The sequence below is a fragment of the Clostridium sp. YIM B02569 genome, assembly GCF_022320765.1.
Lineage (GTDB): Bacteria > Bacillota > Clostridia > Clostridiales > Clostridiaceae > Clostridium > Clostridium beijerinckii.
The window spans coordinates 21,863-43,073 of sequence record NZ_JAKJJX010000033.1; the positions used below are offsets into that span (position 1 = coordinate 21,863).

Annotated in this window: 19 protein-coding genes; 17 read left to right on the forward strand and 2 right to left on the reverse strand. The window is 28.9% G+C overall.

Annotated features, from left to right (window positions below):
- The first annotated feature begins 49 nt into the window (after window positions 1-49).
- From L3B96_RS23525 to rho, 14 genes are all read left to right on the forward strand, one after another.
- A complete protein-coding gene (locus L3B96_RS23525) occupies window positions 50-1,048 on the forward strand; it encodes a CotS family spore coat protein (protein WP_011967736.1) in 999 nt (332 codons plus the stop codon).
- A 162-nt stretch (window positions 1,049-1,210) separates the two neighbouring features.
- The gene (gene yabG, locus L3B96_RS23530; RefSeq protein ID WP_011967737.1) at window positions 1,211-2,071 is read left to right on the forward strand and encodes a sporulation peptidase YabG; all 861 of its coding nucleotides are present in this window, start codon (window positions 1,211-1,213) and stop codon (window positions 2,069-2,071) included.
- A gap of 238 nt (window positions 2,072-2,309) precedes the next feature.
- A complete protein-coding gene (locus L3B96_RS23535) occupies window positions 2,310-2,849 on the forward strand; it encodes a glutathione peroxidase (protein ID WP_238948718.1) in 540 nt (179 codons plus the stop codon).
- A gap of 615 nt (window positions 2,850-3,464) precedes the next feature.
- Window positions 3,465-3,707: a Veg family protein gene (locus L3B96_RS23540; RefSeq protein WP_011967739.1), complete on the forward strand. Its 243-nt coding sequence runs from the start codon at window positions 3,465-3,467 to the stop codon at window positions 3,705-3,707.
- A gap of 462 nt (window positions 3,708-4,169) precedes the next feature.
- On the forward strand, window positions 4,170-5,732 hold the full coding sequence (locus tag L3B96_RS23545) for an SPOCS domain-containing protein (RefSeq protein ID WP_011967740.1): 1,563 nt from the start codon (window positions 4,170-4,172) through the stop codon (window positions 5,730-5,732).
- 130 nt (window positions 5,733-5,862) lie between these two features.
- On the forward strand, window positions 5,863-6,066 hold the full coding sequence (locus L3B96_RS23550; RefSeq protein WP_017209901.1) for a hypothetical protein: 204 nt from the start codon (window positions 5,863-5,865) through the stop codon (window positions 6,064-6,066).
- Between the two features lie 6 nt (window positions 6,067-6,072).
- Window positions 6,073-6,918, forward strand: coding sequence for a cyanophycinase (locus tag L3B96_RS23555; RefSeq protein WP_011967741.1), 846 nt, complete (start codon window positions 6,073-6,075; stop codon window positions 6,916-6,918).
- Window positions 6,890-9,532 (forward strand): cyanophycin synthetase, encoded by a 2,643-nt coding sequence (gene cphA, locus L3B96_RS23560; RefSeq protein ID WP_238948719.1) that lies wholly within the window; start codon window positions 6,890-6,892, stop codon window positions 9,530-9,532. Before L3B96_RS23555 ends, cphA begins: the two co-directional genes overlap by 29 nt.
- A 148-nt stretch (window positions 9,533-9,680) precedes the next feature.
- A complete protein-coding gene (ispE, locus tag L3B96_RS23565; protein WP_023974839.1) occupies window positions 9,681-10,523 on the forward strand; it encodes a 4-(cytidine 5'-diphospho)-2-C-methyl-D-erythritol kinase in 843 nt (280 codons plus the stop codon).
- A 63-nt stretch (window positions 10,524-10,586) separates the two neighbouring features.
- Window positions 10,587-11,324 carry a stage II sporulation protein R gene (spoIIR, locus tag L3B96_RS23570; RefSeq protein WP_011967744.1) on the forward strand — a complete coding sequence of 246 codons (738 nt, stop codon included), beginning with the start codon at window positions 10,587-10,589 and terminating at the stop codon, window positions 11,322-11,324.
- Between the two features lie 131 nt (window positions 11,325-11,455).
- Entirely contained in the window at window positions 11,456-11,872 is a 417-nt protein-coding gene (locus tag L3B96_RS23575; protein ID WP_238948720.1) for a DUF1934 domain-containing protein, read from the forward strand.
- A gap of 105 nt (window positions 11,873-11,977) precedes the next feature.
- Complete coding sequence (locus L3B96_RS23580; protein ID WP_023974841.1) at window positions 11,978-12,286, forward strand: hypothetical protein; 309 nt, start codon at window positions 11,978-11,980, stop codon at window positions 12,284-12,286.
- A 164-nt stretch (window positions 12,287-12,450) separates the two neighbouring features.
- Window positions 12,451-14,061: a CTP synthase gene (locus tag L3B96_RS23585; protein ID WP_238948721.1), complete on the forward strand. Its 1,611-nt coding sequence runs from the start codon at window positions 12,451-12,453 to the stop codon at window positions 14,059-14,061.
- A 310-nt stretch (window positions 14,062-14,371) separates the two neighbouring features.
- The gene (rho, locus tag L3B96_RS23590) at window positions 14,372-15,814 is read left to right on the forward strand and encodes a transcription termination factor Rho (RefSeq protein WP_017209897.1); all 1,443 of its coding nucleotides are present in this window, start codon (window positions 14,372-14,374) and stop codon (window positions 15,812-15,814) included.
- Window positions 15,815-15,855: 41 nt separating this feature from the next.
- On the opposite strand, the gene L3B96_RS23595 is transcribed toward rho, so the two are convergent.
- The gene (locus L3B96_RS23595; protein ID WP_236895699.1) at window positions 15,856-16,962 is read right to left on the reverse strand and encodes a glycosyltransferase; all 1,107 of its coding nucleotides are present in this window, start codon (window positions 16,960-16,962) and stop codon (window positions 15,856-15,858) included.
- A 213-nt stretch (window positions 16,963-17,175) separates the two neighbouring features.
- On the reverse strand, window positions 17,176-17,385 hold the full coding sequence (gene rpmE, locus L3B96_RS23600) for a 50S ribosomal protein L31 (RefSeq protein ID WP_011967750.1): 210 nt from the start codon (window positions 17,383-17,385) through the stop codon (window positions 17,176-17,178).
- Window positions 17,386-17,574: 189 nt separating this feature from the next.
- Here rpmE and L3B96_RS23605 point away from each other — a divergent pair, with 189 nt between their 5' ends.
- The 3 genes from L3B96_RS23605 (at window position 17,575) to prfA (ending at window position 21,163) form a co-directional block, all read left to right on the forward strand.
- The gene (locus L3B96_RS23605) at window positions 17,575-18,159 is read left to right on the forward strand and encodes a thymidine kinase (protein ID WP_011967751.1); all 585 of its coding nucleotides are present in this window, start codon (window positions 17,575-17,577) and stop codon (window positions 18,157-18,159) included.
- A 25-nt stretch (window positions 18,160-18,184) separates the two neighbouring features.
- The gene (prmC, locus tag L3B96_RS23610; RefSeq protein WP_238948722.1) at window positions 18,185-19,945 is read left to right on the forward strand and encodes a peptide chain release factor N(5)-glutamine methyltransferase; all 1,761 of its coding nucleotides are present in this window, start codon (window positions 18,185-18,187) and stop codon (window positions 19,943-19,945) included.
- A gap of 135 nt (window positions 19,946-20,080) precedes the next feature.
- Window positions 20,081-21,163: a peptide chain release factor 1 gene (gene prfA / locus L3B96_RS23615; protein WP_011967753.1), complete on the forward strand. Its 1,083-nt coding sequence runs from the start codon at window positions 20,081-20,083 to the stop codon at window positions 21,161-21,163.
- Window positions 21,164-21,211: the final 48 nt, after the last annotated feature.

Genomic DNA, 21,211 nt, shown 5'->3' on the forward strand with positions numbered 1-21,211 from the left:
TTAATAAAAGAAATGATATCCTCATATAAATATACAGGAGGTGAGAAGTATGATGAGGGAATTTGAAATTGAAAGACAATTCAATATAAAGATAGAAAAAATTAAGGCAAATAAAGGCGTATACTATCTTAAAACAGATAAAGGCGAGAGATGTTTGAAAAAAATAAATTATGGACCCCAAAAGTTGTTGTTCGTGTATGGTGCTAAAGAGCACTTAAGAAAAAATGGTTTTAATAATTTAGATAAATACTATTTAAACATAAATGGAGAGCCTTATGCATTGGTTAATGAAGACTTATATACTTTGTCTGAATGGTTAGAAGGAAGGGAATGTGACTTCCATAACATAGATGAAGTAAAAATAGCAGCAAAGACTTTAGCTAATCTCCATGAAGCATCTAAGGGATATGATCCACCTGAGAATTCTAAGCTCAAAAGTGATCTTGGCAGATGGCCTCATTTAATAGAAAAAAGAATTAAATCTTTAGATAAAATGAGAGATATGGTAAGGAAAAAAAGTATAAAAAGTGATTTTGACATGCTTTATTTAAAATCTATGGAGTTTTATAAAGAGATCGGAAAGAAATCATTAGTAACTTTAAATGAGTCAGATTACTATGAGTTATGTGCAATTGCTGAGAATGAAAAAAGTTTTTGCCATCATGATTTTACTTATCATAATATAATTTTAAGCGATAGTATGGATGTACATGTTATAGATTTTGATTACTGTAAAAGAGAAGTTAGAACTTTTGATATAAGCAATTTTATGATAAAGGTGCTAAAGAGAGTTGAGTGGAATTTAGAATTTGCGACAGCTATTATAGAATCCTATGATTCAGTATCAAAATTAAAACCAGAGGAATATAAGGTATTATATGCATATCTTCAATTCCCACAAAGATATTGGAGGCTTGCAAATAGATATTATTATAATGAAGTTAATTGGGGGCAAAATACATTTGCAGGTAAGTTAGAATCAATAATACATGAGCAAGAGAAATACCTAGAATTTTTAGAAAAATTCAAGAATGAATATAAGATATAATAAACATAATAATATGAACTACCGAAATAATTAAAGAATTATTTCGATAGTTCATTTATTTTGTTCTTGCCTAGATAGAATAAAATCATTCTTATATTAATTTAGAAACCTTTAATAATCTTTACCATATTATAATGTGAAAGAATGTATTAGGAGAAAGTAATGGAAATAGGAGATATAGTTGTTAGAAAATCTTATAATAAAGATATTACTTTTAAAATAATTGATATTAAAGATAGTGGCGGAAAGTATAATATAATTCTAAAAGGAATTAATATAAGAATAATAGCAGATGCAAGTTTGGATGATCTTGAAATGGCAGAAGAGGACACTGGATCTCAAGATAAAATATTAAATACAAGAGTTAATGAGGCCATAAAGAAAGCTATGATACTACGAGGTGATCTTAGGGATAAAGTTGAAAAATCTCCTAAGATAAAGACGAAGAATGAATTGATGTTTGGAAGGCCAGGAAAGATTCTCCATGTAGATGGGGATAGTGAGTACATGGAGACTTGTTTAAAGGTATATAAGCAATTATCTTTAGATGCAGTGGGGAGAGCTATAGCGGAAAAAGATCAACCAGAGGTAATAGTAGACTTAGTGAAAGAAATAAAACCGGACATAGTAGTTTTAACTGGACACGATAGTGTTTTACGAGAACCAAGGGATTATTTGAATTTAGATAATTATAGAAATTCAAGATATTATTTAGAATCAGTCAAAAACTTAAGAAATTATAATTCAAGTTATGATGAATTAGTAATATTTGCAGGGGCTTGTCAAAGTTGCTATGAAAGAATATTAGACGTAGGTGCTAATTTTGCCTCGAGTCCAAATCGAGTATTAATACACTGCCTGGACCCTGTTTTTGTATGTGAGAAGATTGCTTATACAAGAATTGATAAGGTAGTCTCAATAACTGATGTTATTGAAAATACGATAACAGGAATAAAGGGAGTTGGAGGATTGCAGACTAGGGGAAAGTATAGAGAAGGATATCCTAAATCTCCTTATATTTAATAAATAATTTAGATAGGAATTGCATAAAATAAATTATTAAAAACTTCAATGCATCTAAACAATTAGTAAGAGTATTGAAGTTTTTAACTATAATTAATAAATATAATATTTCTATTTGACAAAAATAATAATAGAATATATAATAGTTTTAACAAATTTAATTTTATAAAATATAATTTATGAAAACATAAGTTTATTCACTTAAGTTCATATTAAAGATGATAAGGAGAGAAGCAAAATGATATATGATTATTTAGTAAAAGATATAAATGGAAATTCGGTTTCTATGGAGACATATAGGGGAAAGGTATTACTAATTGTTAATACAGCTACAGGATGTGGGTTTACTCCACAATACGAAGGGCTTCAAAAGCTTTATGATAAATATAAAGACAGTGGATTTGAAATATTAGATTTTCCATCAAATCAATTCTTTGAGCAAGCGCCGGGGACTAATGAAGAGATATCAAATTTTTGTAAATTAACATACGGAACAACTTTTAAAACATTTGCAAAGATTGATGTAAATGGAGAGAATAGTGATCCATTATATGTTTTTTTAAAGAAAGAGGCTCCTATTGCAAGCGAAGATGATGCATCAAAGGGATTGTATAATCTTTTATCAGAAAAAGGCTTTAATACAAGTGGAGATGATATTAAGTGGAATTTTACAAAATTCCTTGTATCAAAAGAGGGAAAAGTAATAGCTAGATTTGCACCAACATATGAACCAGAGAAAATTGCTGATCAAATTGAAAAATTAATTAATGAAAAATAGAGAATAAATATAAATACTCCTTTAATGTACGTGTGATTAAAGGAGTATTTTATAGTAAAAAATATTTTTATATGATTAAAAAATGTCATTTGGTATTGTTGAGAATAAATTCTGAACGGGGAGGGAATTCCAGCTTTATATAAAATGTCTACTAAGATTTTCTTAAAAAATATAGTAAGGAATAAAATATTGACCAATATTACTGTAAGTAGTATTGGTCAATATATAACATTGGAAATACTCGAAATTATGTTAATAGGATAAGAGTATAGAATAATTGAAGGGGGAATAGTTTATAGATATAACATTGAGCTAAGAAAGATTTTTAATATAATATCTGATTTTAAATTATATACTTATCTAAGTATGAACATGGAATCAATTTAAAAATAAAATTAAGGTTATTTATAGATTATGAAATGTTATAGAATTAAATTTAATGATAAGGGGAATAATAATTAAGAAAAAGCAGATAATATAATAAAATAGCTTGAAAACATATATAATTGGAAAAATGTTTACATTGACAATATGGTGCTATAAATGATAAAATATTTATTTTACTTGACTAATTTATGATTTTGTTATATAATTAGTATGAAAGAGGGTGTTTACATGGAAAAAGTTAAAACTATTGCTTCCATTAAAAACGATATAGAGAGACACGTCGGTCAGAAAGTGACTCTAAAAGCTAATGGTGGAAGGAAAAAGATTTTAGTTAATGATGGTATAATTGAAAGTGTATACCCAAGTATTTTTGTTATAAGATTAAAAAATGACACCCAAAGGACCGTGACTTATAGTTATTCAGATGTATTAACAAAGACTGTACAATTGGTATTTCCAACTAGAATATAAGCTTCGATTAATTCGGAGTTTTTTCTTTTTGTTTTATTTTTAAGTGAGTTTTTAATATTCATATTTATTTAAAATAATTAATGAATTAGAAATTGTGAGAAGTGTTTTTATACGTAGAAAGCCATAAATAGAATATAATTTTATGATTAAAATGATAATAGGATTTAGATTAACTAAATAATTTTATAAAAAAAGAAAGATGGTGGGTTTCCATCTTTCAACTATGGTATAAAAGGGTATTGAGAATTTATGAGAGGTTATATGGTCAATAACCAATTACTATATTACGACAAAAAATAGTATATGTCAATAAAAAACGCAAAAAAATTTAAAAAAATATTGTTAAGTAAATTAAATAAAAGGTTTACTTAATTTGTTAGAATAAAATAAAAATATATTTATCATAAATTTCTACTCATATGTATATAAATGAATAGTAGGAATTTTATGGAGGTATAAAATATGGCAGATATAGATATTGTAAAAGAAAATGTACAGTTTGAACAATTGCTTAGGGAAAATAATACGAATTCGGTATTAAAAGATGAATACTTAATCCCTGATACCCATCCTGATGTACAAGAGATATTAACTGTTGAAGCTAGACCAATGGTAACTAATAAAGAAATAATTGGAGATAAAGTAGTTATAGAAGGAAAGGTTGAGTACACAGTAATATATTTAGCTAAAGAAGAGGGACTCGCAGTAAATTCGGTGAATTATAATCAGAACTTTACAAATAATATTGACTTGAATCAAGGGGAAAATAGAGTAATTTGCGAGGCAGAGTGTAATATTGAACATATTGAAGCAAACATAATGAATGAGAGGAAAATATCTATTCAGGGTATAGTTACTGTAGATTGGGAACTTTACAAGAGCAATGAATTTGAATTTGTAAAAGATATTGAGGGCAATGATCAAGTAGAAGTATTGAAAAAAACAGAGACAATTAATAAAATCAATGCAACAGAGGATGTTGAATTAGTAGGTAAATCTATGATTAGAGTTGGTATGGATAAACCACAAATCAGCAAAATATTAAAGTGTTCCTTACTACTTCATAAAAAGGAAATAAAAATAACAGAAGATAAAGTTTATCTTGGCTGTTACTGCAAATTAAATATACTATACAAAGGAGAAGATTCTAAGGAAATAATTCCATTAGAAGATGATATTTATTTATCAAAAGAGGAAGAAATTAATGGTATAACATCAGATATGATTCCAACTGTTTCCTATGAAATATCAAATAATGATTTAATGTTGGAAGAAGATGATTTAGGCGAAATAAGAATTATAAACGATGAGCTTGTAGTTAGAGCAAATGTTAAGATATTTTCAAAAGAAAACATAGATACTATTAAAGATGCATATTCTACCAATTGTTTGCTTAGTCTCAAAAAAGATGAACATGAAGTTGGAATTCTTCATGGAATGAATAATTCTGAAGCAATTGTTAAGTATAATATTCAATTGAAAGATAATGATTTGAGACCTGAACATATAATATCTGCTAATGGGGCTATAATATTAACAGATAAACAAGTTGTAAAAGACAGAGTTATTGTAGAGGGAATTATAAAAGCAAGTATATTGTATAAGACAACTGATGAGGAGAAATACCTATCAAGTGTTAAAGCAGAGATACCATTCTCAGCTGCAATTGATATAGCAGGCGCAGATGAAAATATGAAATCTATAATTAAAAGTAATTTAGAAAACATTGAAGCGGCTATAGAAGGAAATAATATAGCGATTAAAGCTACTGTGATACTATCTGGCAGAGTATTGTATGAAATGAATAAAGAATTTGTTTCAGATGTGGTTGAAGAAGAGGGCGATATTCCAGAAAAGAAAGCTAGTATTACTATATATGTAATTGGTAAAGGGGATACTTTCTGGAACTTAGCAAAAAAATATAATACAACAGTTGACGATTTAATTAAAATAAATAAGATTGAAGATCCAGAACATATTGAAGAAGGACAAAAATTGATAATACCAGGAAGGGCAATATTCTAAAATTAATTAAATTCATAAAAAAAGAGATACTTTAAGAATTTCATTAGATGAATTCTGGAGTATCTCTTTTTTTATGAAGCAATATTATTAAGCTTTAAAAATAGCAAGAGCTTAGAAAAAGTTTTTGGATATGAAGAAAAAATATTTACATAATAAAATGAAAAATACACAAACTAAGTTTTGTTTTATAGTTGCTAATTACTTCGAACTTAAGGAAGTAAAAACTAGAGAAATTATTCTTATAGGAAACGTGGTTTGGCATTTGCAGCAGCCAAATTTCTTGAATAATTATTTAATCTGGTGGATAGAATATGTAATGCATGATATGAGGTGAGAAAATTTGAAAAAAGTTTTAAGTGGTAATTTAATAATCATTGGAGGAGCCGAAGATAAAGAAGGCAAAAAAGAAATTTTAAAAAGAGTATGTGATTCAATTGACAAAAGTAAAGATACTTTATTAATTGCAACTATTGCAACTGATTATCCTAAAGAGGCCGCAAATAAATATAAAGAGGTATTTGGAGAACTTGAAGTAAAAAATATAAAGGTATTAGATATAAGTGAGAGAACAGAAGCATCTGATGATATGAATGTAGAGCTAATCAGAGATTCTTCATTAATATTTTTTACCGGTGGAGATCAATTGAAAATAACAAGTTTAATTGGCGGAACTCCGGTTTATGATGCATTAGAAGAAGCTTGGAAGAATGGTGCATTTATAGTAGGTACTTCAGCAGGAGCATCCGTAATGAGTGACACAATGATAGTTCAAGGGGAAGATGATGATGATCCTAGAAAATGCACATTAAAAATGTCTCCAGGTCTTGGGTTGATTAAGGATGTTATAATTGACCAACATTTTGCTCAAAGAGGAAGAATAGGGAGATTATTAACAGGAATTGCACAAAACCCTGAGGTTTTAGGAATAGGAATAGATGAGAATACAGGAATAGTAGTAAACCAATCTGGAATGATAGAGGTAATAGGTGAAGGAGCAGTTTACTTTATTGATGGTAGTGCAATTACATATACTAATGTTTCAGAATTATATGCAGATGATATTTTGAGTATGCATAATGTTAAGTTGCATGTATTAACTGATGGAAATAAATTTGATCTTATAAAAAAGTCACCTTTTGAGGAGGAAAAGTTTAATCATGAAGATAATACAAAAGAGAATATATGAAGGCCAAAATATTTATTCTCATAAAAAGTGTATAAGAATAGATATGGATTTGGAAGGATATTCTGAAATACCAAGTAAGGACATACCGAATTTTAATTTTAATCTTGTAAATATCATTCCTGAATTAAAAAATCATAGATGCGGAATTGATGAAGAAGGTGGTTTTGTTAAAAGACTAAAAGAAGGAACTTACCTAGCGCATATTTGTGAACACACTATGATAGCGATACAAAATAATTTAGGAATAGATGTTGCTTATGGAAAGGCAAGAGAAATTAAAGGCGATATGTATTATATTATCGTACAATATGAATATAAAAATACAATACTTGAGGTGGCTAATTTAGCCATAGATTTAATGAATTCTTTGATAGCGCAAAATCCAATAAATTTCGATGGAAGAATGAAAATTATACAAAATATATTGCAAAATGAGCAAATGGGTGCGACTACAAAAGCAATATGTGATGCGGCAAGGGAATATAAACTTCCTGTTATGCAACTAGGGGACAGCACCATATATCAAATAGGATATGGAAAAGCTGGTAGAATTATAGAAGCTTCTATAGGAAACAAGACTAGTTGTGTAGGAGTTGATATATCTTGCGATAAACTCTTAACAAAACAGTTGCTTCAAACTCAAAATATTCCTGTAGCAGACGGAAGTAAAGTGCTTAATTTAATTGGATTATTACAAGAAGCAGAACGAATTGGATATCCAGTGGTTTTAAAGCCACAATGCGGAAACAAGGGTCAAGGAGTAATACTGAATATAAAAGATCAAAAACAATTGGTTGATGCATATATTAACTTAAGAAAAAATCAAAAGGATATAATTTTGGAAAAATACTTTGAAGGAAGCGACTACAGAGTTTGTGTTGTAAATTACAAGGTGGTAGCTGTATCATTGAGAATTGCTCCATATGTTATTGGAAATGGGAAAGATAGTTTAAGGATGTTAATAGAGGTTCTTAATAAGGATCCATTAAGAGGAGAGGATCATGAAAAAGCATTAACCAAAATAAAAATTGATGCTGAGTTAATATCATGCCTTTCTAAAAGAGGATTGGAACTGAACTATATCCCTGAAGAGGGTGAAAAAATATTATTAAGAGAGAATGCAAATCTTTCTACTGGTGGAATAGCAATAGATTGCACTGATGAAATCTGTGAGGAAAATATAGAAAGTTGCATAAATGCAGCTAAAACTTTAGGGTTAGATATTTGTGGAGTTGATATTTGTGCAAAAGATATTAGTGTTCCGCTTAAGGATAATAATGGAGTAGTTTTAGAGATAAATGCCGCACCAGGTATAAGAATGCACCATTTCCCTTCAAAAGGTAAAAGGCGTAATGTGGGAAAAGCAATACTTGAAACACTTTATGATGAAGAGCCTAAAAATATACCTGTAATATCTATTACAGGCACTAATGGAAAGACAACTACTACAAGGTTAATAAGTCATGTGCTAAGAAAGATGGGAAGCAATGTAGGCATGACATCGACTGATGGTGTATATTTGAATGAAAAGTGTATACATAAGGGAGATGATTCTGGATTTAATAGCGCAAGATCAATACTGATGAATAAAGATGTAGATGTAGCTGTTTTAGAAACTGCTAGAGGAGGATTGGTTAAAAGAGGGCTAGCATATGAGTTGGCAGATGTAGCAATAATCACAAATATAACCAATGATCATCTGGGCTTGGATGGAATTAATTCTATTGAAGAGTTGAGCTTTACAAAAGCTTTAGTAGGAGAAGCAGTAAAAGATGATGGTTTTGTTGTTGTAAATGCTGATGATAAATATAGCAAAACTGTAATAAATAGATTCACAGCAGAAAAAATTTATTTTGCAAAAGATAAAGAAAATCCGTTGATACAAGAAAATATAGATAATGGCAAAATAGCTGTATTTGTTGAAAATGATAAAATTTGCGTAATTAATAATAAGAAGAAGTATGAAATTGTAGCTACTAGAGAGTTACCAATATCATATAATGGAACATTAGAATATAATATAGAAAATGCAATGGCAGCTTGTGCAGGGCTTATAGGCTTAGAAGTTGATTATTGTATGATTTCAAAAGGTTTTATGGACTTTGGGTTAAAGAATGAAGATAATAGCGGAAGATTTAACATGTACAATTACCTTAACAGAAGAGTTATATTAGATTATGCTCATAATATTGAAGGTTATAGAGCGATTATATCTTCATTGAGAAAGATTAAGGGAGATAATGATTTAATTGGGGTAATTGGAATACCAGGAGATAGAAAAGACGATATAGGATACGCAATAGGAGAAATATGTGCTAATAATTTTGATAAAATAGTAATAAAAGAAGATAAGGATAAAAGGGGTAGAAAATCTGGAGAGATTGCAGATATATTAGAAAAGTCAATATTGAAAATTAATAAAAATGCAAATTTGAAGATTTGTCTAGATGAAGTTCAAGCGTTAAAATATGCAATAGATATGAGTAATAAGGGCGATATGATTGTAGTATTCTATGAAAAGTTAGATTCTCTTTTAGAGTTTATAAATGAGGAACCAAACAAACAACTAGATACGTTCGATGAAGAATATAAACAGTACAGTAATACATTATAACTCTTGATAAAAGATTTAAAGTTATCTAAAATTGATCTCATAGTAGAATGTTTAATAGACATTATTAATCCTTTTTTAATTTATTAATTAGACAAGATTTTTTACCTATGATAAAATATTGTCAAAATGTTAAGAAAGGAATAAGATAATGAAGATTAAGGCTTATGCCAAAATAAATATTGCCTTAGATATTGTTGGGAAAAGAGAAGACGGATATCATATATTAAGAATGATAATGCAAACTATAGATTTATATGACATAATAGAAATAGAGAAAACTGAATCTGAGATAAGGTTAAATTGTAATAAACATTATGTTCCTACAGATGAAAGAAATTTAGCTTATAAAGCAGCGAAAATATTTAAGGAAACTTATTCTATTAGTCAGGGAGTAGATATAAAGTTAACTAAGAATATACCTGTTTCAGCTGGATTGGCAGGCGGAAGTACCGATGCAGCAGGAGTTTTAAAGCTTATGAATAAGATGTTTAATGTAAATGCAAGTGATGAAGAATTGAAATCTATAGGGCTAAAACTAGGAGCTGATGTACCATATTGCATAAAAGGTGGAACGGCACTGTGCGAAGGTATAGGAGAAAAAATTACCCAATTAAAATCATTTAAAGATAAAATAATAGTTTTAGTAAAGCCACCTTTTGGTGTATCAACAAAAGAAGTTTATAAATGCTTTGATTTATCAAAAGTTGTATTTCATCCTAAAATAGATAGTTTAATAGAAAATATGAATAATGATGATGTTTATTTTGTAGCAAATAATATGAAAAATTTATTAGAAAATGTTACTTTAAGGAAGCATAGAGTTATTGCTAACATTAAGGAAGAAATGAAATCTATTGGCTCTATAGGTACAATGATGAGTGGTAGTGGACCAACTGTTTTTGCTCTTTTTGATGATATGCTAAAAGCACAGTTATGTTATGATGAAATGAAAAAAAAATATAAAGATGTATTTATAACAAGAACAATTTAATTCAAATTGAATGTATAAAAAACCTCCAAGTGGTAATAATTTTAGCTACAAGGGGGTTTGTTCATGATAAAATATTTGAAATTAAAAAAAATAGTATTGGTAGTTTTAATAACATTAAGTATAAATATATTTTCAGGATGTACAAGCATTGTTAGAGGTAATAGTACAAGTTTGGTAAATAGTTTAATTGCAACAGAAAGTAATAAAAATGATAATAATATGAGGGTTCTCAATTATGACGAGGTTAAAGATTCATTAATAAGATTTCATGTAATCGCTAATAGTGATAATGATGATGATCAACAATTGAAATTAAAAGTTAAGAATAGAGTTATAGATTATCTATATCCTTATTTAAATTCTTCACAATCATTGGATGAATCAAGAAAAATTATAAAAGATAAGATGGAAGATGTTAAAACACTTGCACAACAAGTAATTAAGGATAATAATTATGATTATGATGTAAAAGTTGAATTGTCTAGGGAAAATTTTCCTGATAAGTCTTATGGTAATATCACTTTACCTCAAGGAAATTATGAGGCCTTTAGAATAATTATAGGAAGTGGACAAGGTAGAAACTGGTGGTGTGTAATGTTTCCTCCATTATGTTTTGTAGACGAATCAAAGGCACAAGTGGAATATGATAAAACAGAGAATAAAATAAAGTCAAATGGAAAAAGTTTTGAATTAGAATCTAAAGACGATTCAACTGAAAATGTAGGGGATAAGCAGGCAGATGGAAATAATATAAAGATAAAGTTTAAAATAGTGGAAATATTTCGAGATATATTTAAATAATATTAATAGGATATTTGGAAGTTTTATTCACGAAATTTATATAGTTGTCAAATGAATTTAATAAAGCTAAAGCTTATTTCTGAAAGTCAAAAATAATATTCAAATATAATATATTATAAGTGGAGGAGAATATGAAGAAAAAAGCTATTATAACGGTAGATAGTTATGTATTGGATAATGAAGAGGATCTTGTAGGGGTAGTAACTCCAGGAGATTTTCATGAAATAGAAGATGGATTTAAGGTAGAGTATGAGGAAACAAAGCTTTCAGGGATGGAAGGGACAAAGACTACTATAATAATAAGAAATGATTCTTTTGATTTAATAAGAGAAGGCACTACAGAAACTAAAATGGAATTTAGAAATAATCATAGAACAATATCTCTATATAAAACGCCGTACGGTGTTATGGATCTTCAAATAGATACTAAAAAACTTAATATTGATATTAGTAAAGAGGGCGGAACAATAACCGCAATGTACATACTAGAAATAGGTGGACAGTCTGCATTGAAGACAAACTTAACTATCGGTGTGAAATTAAATTAAGTAGGTTCTATATTTATTTAAATACTCCCTTTGTATAAAGAGATTTAGGAATAAGTTGATTAAATTAGAAAAAAATGGGATATAATTTCAAAGGGAGGAATATATATGCAAAATGGATTGAAATATATAGAGATATTGAATAACATATGCAAATATTACGGAATTGATGAAGAAAATTTTATAGAATTGCTAAAAAATAGAGATAATAAATATATATTATTATTATTATTAAAATATAATCACTGTTTAGATACTGAGAGAGTTAAGGAAGTTTTTAATCTAAAAACTTCTAAGAGTATAAGTAACAATTTGAAACTAGCAGAAGAAAAGTTATTAATAAATAGACTTTTTAGAGAGAAGTACTTTGAATTAGAAGATAATATAGGAAAGAATAGCATGACCAATTTATTATAAAAAAAAGACTAGATATTGGAGTAGATATGTGATATTATAATACCTATGTTATTAAGCAACACAAGTGCCCCATATTATATTATGGGGTGATTTTCATTATAGCATGACTTTTTGAAAAAGTCAATATTAATTTAGAAGAACATTTTAACATAGGGAGGATAAAAATGAGTACTAAATACGTTTTTGTTACAGGCGGAGTTGTATCAGCACTAGGAAAAGGAATAACAGCAGCGTCTCTTGGGAGATTATTGAAGAATAGAGGGGTAAAAATTTCTATTCAAAAATTTGATCCATATCTTAATGTGGATCCGGGAACAATGAGCCCTTATCAGCATGGAGAGGTTTTTGTTACAGATGATGGAGCTGAGACAGATTTAGATTTAGGCCATTATGAAAGATTTATAGATGAAAGTTTAACCCAAAATTCAAATGTTACAACTGGTAAGATATATAGTTCTGTTATAGAAAAAGAAAGAAGGGGAGAATACCTTGGAGGTACGGTTCAGGTAATTCCTCATATAACTAATGCTATAAAAGATAAAGTATACCAAGTAGCAAAAGATAGAGATGTTGATGTGGTAATAACTGAAATTGGTGGGACTGTTGGAGATATAGAATCACAACCATTTTTAGAATCTATTAGACAAATAAAAAGTGAAGTTGGAGCTGAAAATGTTTGTTACATACATGTTACTTTGGTACCATACTTGGGAAAAGCAGGAGAATTAAAGACAAAGCCTACTCAACATTCAGTAAAAGAATTAAGAATGATAGGTATCCAACCAGATATAATAGTATGCAGAACTGAGAAAGAATTATCAGATGATGTTAAGGCTAAAATTGGATTGTTCTGTAATATAGACGGAAGATCAGTAATTCAAAATCTTGATGCGGAAAATTTATATGAAGTTCCATTAATGCTACATTCAGAAGGTTTAGATAATCTTGTATGTGAAAAATTACATTTAGGATGTAAAGATATTGATAATTCCGAATGGATTCAAATGGTACAAAAGATTAAGAACCTTAAAAACAACGTGAAGATAGCATTAGTAGGTAAATACGTTGAGTTACACGATGCATACATATCAGTAGTTGAAGCATTAAGTCATGGTGGATATGCTAATAATACTAATGTTGAAATTAAGTGGATTAATGCCGAAAATATTGAAAACAGTAATGCTCAAGAATTACTTAAAGATGTTGATGGAATATTAGTGCCAGGTGGATTTGGTGATAGAGGAATAGAAGGTAAAATAGCAGCTATAAAATGGGCGAGAGAAAATAAGAAACCTTTCTTAGGAATTTGCTTGGGAATGCAATGTGCCGTAATTGAATATGCAAGAAGTGTATTAGGGTATGAAGATGCGAATAGTTCGGAAATAAACCCAGGTACAAATTATCCAGTAATAGATCTTATGCCAGATCAAAAGGATATAGAAAATCTTGGTGGTACAATGAGATTAGGATTATATCCTTGTAGATTAGCTGAAAATACTAACTCTTATGAAGTATATAAAAATGAAATTATCAATGAAAGACATAGACATAGATATGAATTTAATAATGAATTCAGAAAACAAATAACTGAAGCTGGAATGAAAATTGCAGGAACGAGTCCTGATGAAAGATTAGTTGAGATTGTTGAAGTTGAAGATCATCCATGGTATGTTGCAGTACAATTCCACCCAGAGTTAAAATCAAGACCTAACAAGCCACATAAGTTGTTTATAGGATTTATTAAAGCAGCATTAGAAGAAAATAAATCAAAGTAATTTGTTTTATTATTGAGTTTAATATATAATAAGTATTATAATTTATTATATATTAAACTTATTTTAATAACTTTAGTAGTTTAAATTATTGATCGTGAATTATATAAAATAAAATTTAATATATTGCATTAAATTTGAAATAAATATCTAAACTAATAGAAAATGTATTTTTACAAGTATTATTCTAAAATATTCTCAAATATATATCATTTCTAACTATCTTACTGTTAAATTTTCCAATATAAAATATAACTAAAATTATAAAAGAATTGATTTTATAGATTCATATCTATAAATTGGAGGTGCGAACTTGACAAAAAAAGAATATGAAAGCATGACTTTAACAAAGTTAAAAGATATTGCTAAAGATTTAGGTGTGAAAAATATATCTAAATATAAAAAGAATGAGTTAATAGAAGAAATATTGAAAGTTCCTAGTAACTTTATAGAAAAGAATGGTGTTATATTAAGAGAAAATATAGCACCTAAGAATGTAGAAGAGACTAGAAGTGTTATGCCTAGAAGTAATAATACTGAGTCGAATAAAGAAAGCAATGATTCAGAAGTAAAATCTAGAACAAATGAAATTGGGAATGTGGAAAAGAAAGAAAATTTAAAAGAAATGATAAATGAATCCAACGTTGCAAATGGGATTTTAGAAATACTTGAAAATAATAGTTTTGGTTTCCTAAGATGTAAAAACTATTTAACTAGTAGCGAAGATGTTTATGTATCTCCATCTCAGATTAGAAGATTCAATTTAAGAACAGGAGATGAAGTTGAAGGTAAAGTAAGAGAAGCAAAGGAGACTGAGAAGTTTAAAGCTTTATTATTTGTTCAAAAAGTTAATGGAGAGCATCCGGAAAAAGCTATAGGAAGAAAATCCTTTGAAACATTAACACCAATATATCCAAAAGAAAGATTAAAATTAGAAACCTCTGATAGTAATGATTTATCATCGAGACTCATGGATATAATATGCCCAATAGGAAAAGGACAAAGAGGAATTATAGTTGCTCCACCAAAGGCAGGGAAAACTACGCTATTAAAAAAGATTGCTCAAAATATATCTAAAAATTATCCTGATGTAAAGCTTATTGTTTTGCTTATAGATGAAAGACCAGAAGAAGTTACAGATATGAAGAGGTCTATTAATGGAGATGTAGTTTATTCAACTTTTGATGAGGAACCGCAAAACCATGCAAAGGTAGCCCAAATGGTATTAGAAAGGGCTAAGAGAATGGTTGAGCAAGGAAAAGATGTTGTTATTCTTATGGATAGTATAACTAGATTATCAAGAGCATACAATTTGACAATAACTCCTACAGGAAGGACATTATCAGGTGGGCTTGATCCAGGTGCACTTATAATGCCTAAAAAGTTTTTTGGAGCAGCAAGAAAAATTGAAGAGGGTGGAAGTTTAACAATATTAGCTACCGCACTAATTGAAACAGGGTCAAGAATGGATGATATGATATTCGAAGAATTTAAAGGAACAGGTAATATGGAAGTTCATTTAGATAGACGACTACAAGAGAGAAGGATCTTCCCAGCTATAGATATCTATAAGTCTGGAACAAGAAAAGAAGATTTAATTTTATCTAAAGAAGAATTAGAAGTAGCATTCTCCATAAGGAAAAAGATGTATAGAGATGGAAACTCAGATGATATTACAGAGAATTTAATTAATATGTTATCTAAAACTGGCAACAATAAAGAATTTATAGATGTATTCCAGAAAAAAATTCAATAGATAACAAAAAAAGATGACCATTTTATTCTAGTGGCCATCTTTTATTTTTTTGAAATTAAATCATCTGCTATATCGACTATTTTAGTTAAAGAATAAGTTGATGATAACTCTTTGAGCTTTAGTTTAATTTTAGATAGCTCATTGGGGTTATTTATTAAATGATTTATTTTATCATTTAGCTTGCTTAAGTCTTTTACATATATTGAATAACCTTCGCTAGTCAGAAAATCTATATTTTCATTTTCTTGACCTGGTATGGCAAATGGAATTATTAATGGAATGTTCTTTACTATAGATTCTGTAACAGTTAATCCACCAGGTTTTGATATTAGGATATCACAATAATCCATTAAATAAGAGATATCTTTTGTGAAGCCTAATATATGAAGCTTTTTATTTTCAAATTTATTTTCCTTGCAATAACTAATTAATCTATTTTTTAAGTTATCATTTTTGCCACAAACTACTGTGATTCTTAACTTGTGTGGATTTTTTAACAATTCTTTAAGAACTGTAAAAATAGTAGTTAACCCAAGACTTCCTCCCATCAGCAATAAATTAAAATATTCATCATCTTTTAAATCGTTTGCTGATGTAACTTCAGTATAAAATTTACTACTTATAGGTATGCCTATTGGATAAATTTTATTGGGATTAATGCCTCTATCTACTAGAGATTTTTTTGTATAGTTACTTCCGGTTATATAAGCATCAACGTAAGAATCCACATATAGATAATGAGCCTTAAAATCTGTAACTACTAAAATAAAAGGTATATCTAATCCATTCTTTTTTAGATCTGAAATCACGCTAATATTAATTGAATGGGTAGCTATGATGACATCTGGTTGTATTTTGTTTATAAGTTTCGAAACCTTCTTTCTTGCCATAAAGAAGATGAGTTTTAATAGTTTATTAGTTAGATTTGTGTCAGTTAGTTTGTAAAAGAAACCATAAGTTTTTGGAAACTTCGATGCCGAAAACTCATATCCAATTACAATTATATCGTTAAGAAGCTTGCTATTCTTGGCTAAAAAATCAAGCTTTGTAATCTCATAACCAGAATTATTAAATGATTCCTCTACCGAAGCAGCAGCTTGATTATGTCCCTGTCCTGTAGATGTTGTTAAGATTAAAACTTTTTTCATGAAAGTCACTCATTTCAACATTATTATATTACATAGTTTACCATGTATAGTATATAATTTAAATATTAAATTATATACGCTAATATATTAAAATTTAGTTATTTAAATTTTAAGTATGTATAAGTTTGCAAACAATTGCAGTAAAATATATATTTCTAATATATTAGAAATATGAATAAAAAAGGAAAGACATCGTCTTTCCTCATAAAGTTATTACTTGCTGCCAATGTTGAATCTCTTGTTGAATTTATCAACTCTTCCACCAACGTCAACAATTTTTTGTTTACCAGTGAAGAATGGGTGGCATTTAGAGCATATTTCAACTTTTAGTTCTTCTTTAACAGAACCAGTAGTGAAAGTGTTTCCACATGCACACTTAACCACTGTATTGTGGTGGTATTCTGGATGTATGCCTTCTCTCATTATTTTTCACCTCTTTCAATTATATAAACTATGTTAATTATTCAATAACAACCACCATATTATATCATAGTACAATTTTAGCGTCAATAATAAATCTATGCATGTAAATAATATAAAAATGTCTTTTTATGATCACTATTAAATGATATAATCGATTATGATACCTTAAATAAGGAGAGTATTTTACAGATGAGTAAATTATATTTTAGATATGGGGCCATGAATTCTGGAAAATCAACTCATTTAATGCAAGTTGCTTATAATTATGAAGAACGTGGTATGAAGGTGGTAATTATTAAACCTAGAATTGATAATAAAGGTGGAGACACACTTGTATCTAGGTTAGGAGTAAATAGGCGGGTAGATTTATTAGTTTCAGATCAGGATGATATCTTTCAAATAATCAGTAACTATATAAAAGAAAATAATAAAATAGACTGTATACTAGTAGACGAAGTTCAATTTTTAAGAGAGTCACAAATAGATCAGTTGTTTGAAATTGCTGTAAAGATTAATATACCTATAATATGTTATGGTCTAAGAACTGATTTTAAAAGAAATGGATTTGAAGGTAGTACAAGATTGTTATTGTTGGCTCATAGTATTGAAGAAATGAAAACAATCTGTGCATGCGGTAGGAAAGCTGTGTTTAATGGAAGAAAAATAAATAATAAATTTGTATTTGAGGGAGAACAAATCGCAATTGATGATGAAGATAATGTTGAATATGAGTCATTGTGTGGAGAGTGCTACTATAAATACAAAGAAAATTAATTAGGAGAGTAAGTGATTTTTATAAATGGAAAGACGTGATGTTGGAGGGCAAGCTGTCATAGAAGGTGTTATGATGAGAGGAAGTAAAAATCTTGCGACTGCTGTTAGAACTCCCAAAGGTAATATAGAAATAGATTTTAAAGATAATAGACCAGTGACAAAAAAATATCCGATTTTAAATATACCTTTTCTTAGAGGTTTTTTCGTACTAGTAGAATCAATGAAGGTTGGAATGGAATCATTAAACTACTCAGCATCATTTTTGGAAGAAGATAATGAAGAACCTTCTAAATTTGAAAAATGGTTAGATGACAAACTGGGAGAAAAGGCTAATAGTGTATTAATGGCAATAACTATGTTTATTTCTTTTCTTTTTGCCATAGGACTTTTTGTTGCATTGCCAACAGGCATAGCATCAGTTTTCAAAGGTGCAGGTATTTCAAATGTAATGCTGAACCTGGTCGAAGCTCTTATAAGAATAGTGATTCTCTTGCTTTATATGTTTTCTATAAGCAAACTTAACGATATATATAGAGTGTTTCAATACCACGGAGCTGAACATAAGACTATATTCTGTTATGAAGCTATGGAAGAATTAACTGTAGAGAACGTTAGAAAACAATCAAGATTACATCCAAGATGTGGTACTAACTTTTTGTTTTTGGTAATGTTTGTTAGTATTATAGTGTTTTCTTTCACTGGGTGGGGTGGAATCATAGAAAGGTTAGCTCTTAGAATTATTCTTATACCAGTAGTTACAGGGATTAGTTATGAGATAATAAAATGGCTTGGTAAAAATGACAGTATGCTAGCTCAAATAATAGCGTATCCTGGTCTTAAGTTACAACTGTTAACAACTAAAGAACCAGATGATTCCCAAATTGAAGTGGCTATTGCATCGTTGAAAGCAGCAGAAGGAATAAAAGATCCAAATAAAAATATTGAAGAGCTGATAAAAACAGGTACATTTACATTAAAAGAAAATGGCATAGATACTGCTAGGTTAGATGCAGAGCTATTGTTAGGAAATATTATTGAGAAAGATAGGGTTTACTTAATTACACATAAAGAAGATGAAGTAAGTAAGGAAGATGCTGAAAAATATTTTGATTTGATTGAAAAACGTAGAAATAAAATGCCAGTAAAATATATTCTAAATAAATGTGAATTTATGGGTATCGAATTTTATGTTGAAGAAGGTGTTTTAATACCAAGAGGGGATACAGAGATACTTGTAGATGAAGTTCTTAAAATTATAGAAGAAAATCAAGAAATGCAAATATGCGATTTGTGTTCTGGATCTGGTGCAGTTGGTATATCATTAGCACATTTTAGGCAAAATATAAAAGTTGATTTAATAGACTATTATCCTATTCCGGAAAAAGTATCACTAATTAATATAGAGAAAAATAAGTTAGAAGATAGAGTTTTCTTTATAAAAAGTGATTTGCTAGAAGAGTCGATAAAAAATAATAAAATATATGACATTATAGTATCAAATCCTCCGTATATTGAGGAATGTGAAATTGGGAAATTAATGGAGGATGTAAAGAATTATGAACCGCACACTGCATTAAATGGTGGAAATGACGGATTAGATTTTTATAGAAAAATAATTGACCAAAGCCAATATACATTGAGAGAAAGTGGGATATTAGCATTTGAAATAGGATATAATCAAGGAGAAGCGGTGAAACTATTAATGGAAAATAACGGTTTTACTAATGTGAAAATTGTTAAAGATTTTGCTAGCCTTGATAGGGTGGCAGTTGGAATTAAAATTTAATTGAAACAGATCTTTTAGATATAAGAACGAGTTAAGAAGTCATAGGATGTATAGTTTATAAATGAGGTTAGTTGGTTAAGTAATTAAAATATGATATAATGTAGAAATGTGAAAAAAGAAGTACGGAGTGATCAAATGTTATTAGATAAATTAGAATTTATAGAAAACAAATATGATGAATTATCAGTAAAAATAAGTGATCCATCAATTATGCAGAATCAGAATGAATGGAGAAAACTATGTAAGGAACATGCTGACTTAGAAGTTATAGTTAATAGCTATAGGGAATATAAGAAAGTAGTTGAAGATTTAAAAGCTAACAAAGAAATGTTAAGCGGTGAAAGCGATAAAGAGATGAGAGAAATGTTAAATGAAGAAATAACTGATCTCACAAATAGAGAAGAACAACTAGAAACAGAAATACAAATTTTATTATTACCAAAAGATCCTAATGATGATAAGAACGTATTTGTTGAAATCAGAGGGGGTGCAGGTGGCGAAGAAGCTGCACTATTTGCATACAATTTATTTAGAATGTATACAAGATATGCTGAAACTCAACGATGGGGCGTAGAAATCATGAGTTTGAATGAAACAGATCTTGGTGGTTTTAAAGAAGTTGTTTTTATGATAAAAGGTAATGGAGCTTATTCTAAATTAAAATATGAAAGTGGAGTTCATAGAGTTCAAAGAGTACCAGATACTGAATCAAGTGGAAGGATTCATACGTCAACAGCTACAGTAGCAGTGCTACCAGAAGTTGATGATGTTGAAATAGAAGTTGCAGATAAAGATGTTAGAATAGACGTATTTAGAGCTTCAGGAAATGGAGGACAGTGCGTTAATACTACAGACTCGGCTGTAAGAATTACTCACTTGCCTACAGGGCTTGTAGTTTCATGTCAAGATGAAAAGTCACAATTAAAAAATAAAGAAAAAGCTATGAAAGTTTTAAAATCAAGATTATATGAGCAGGCAGAAAGAGAAAGAGCACAAGGAATAGCAGAAGACAGAAAGAGCCAAGTTGGAACTGGGGATAGAAGTGAAAGAATTAGAACATATAATTATCCTCAAGGAAGAATTACAGACCACAGAATAGGACTAACTTTATATAAGTTAGATACATTTTTGGGTGGAGATATTGATGAAATGATAAATGCGCTTATTACAGCTGACCAAGCTGAAAAGATGAAATTAATGGGAAACACACAAATGTAATAACTATAAAGCAAAGCCTTGCATTTTATATATGTAGGGCTTTAAAAG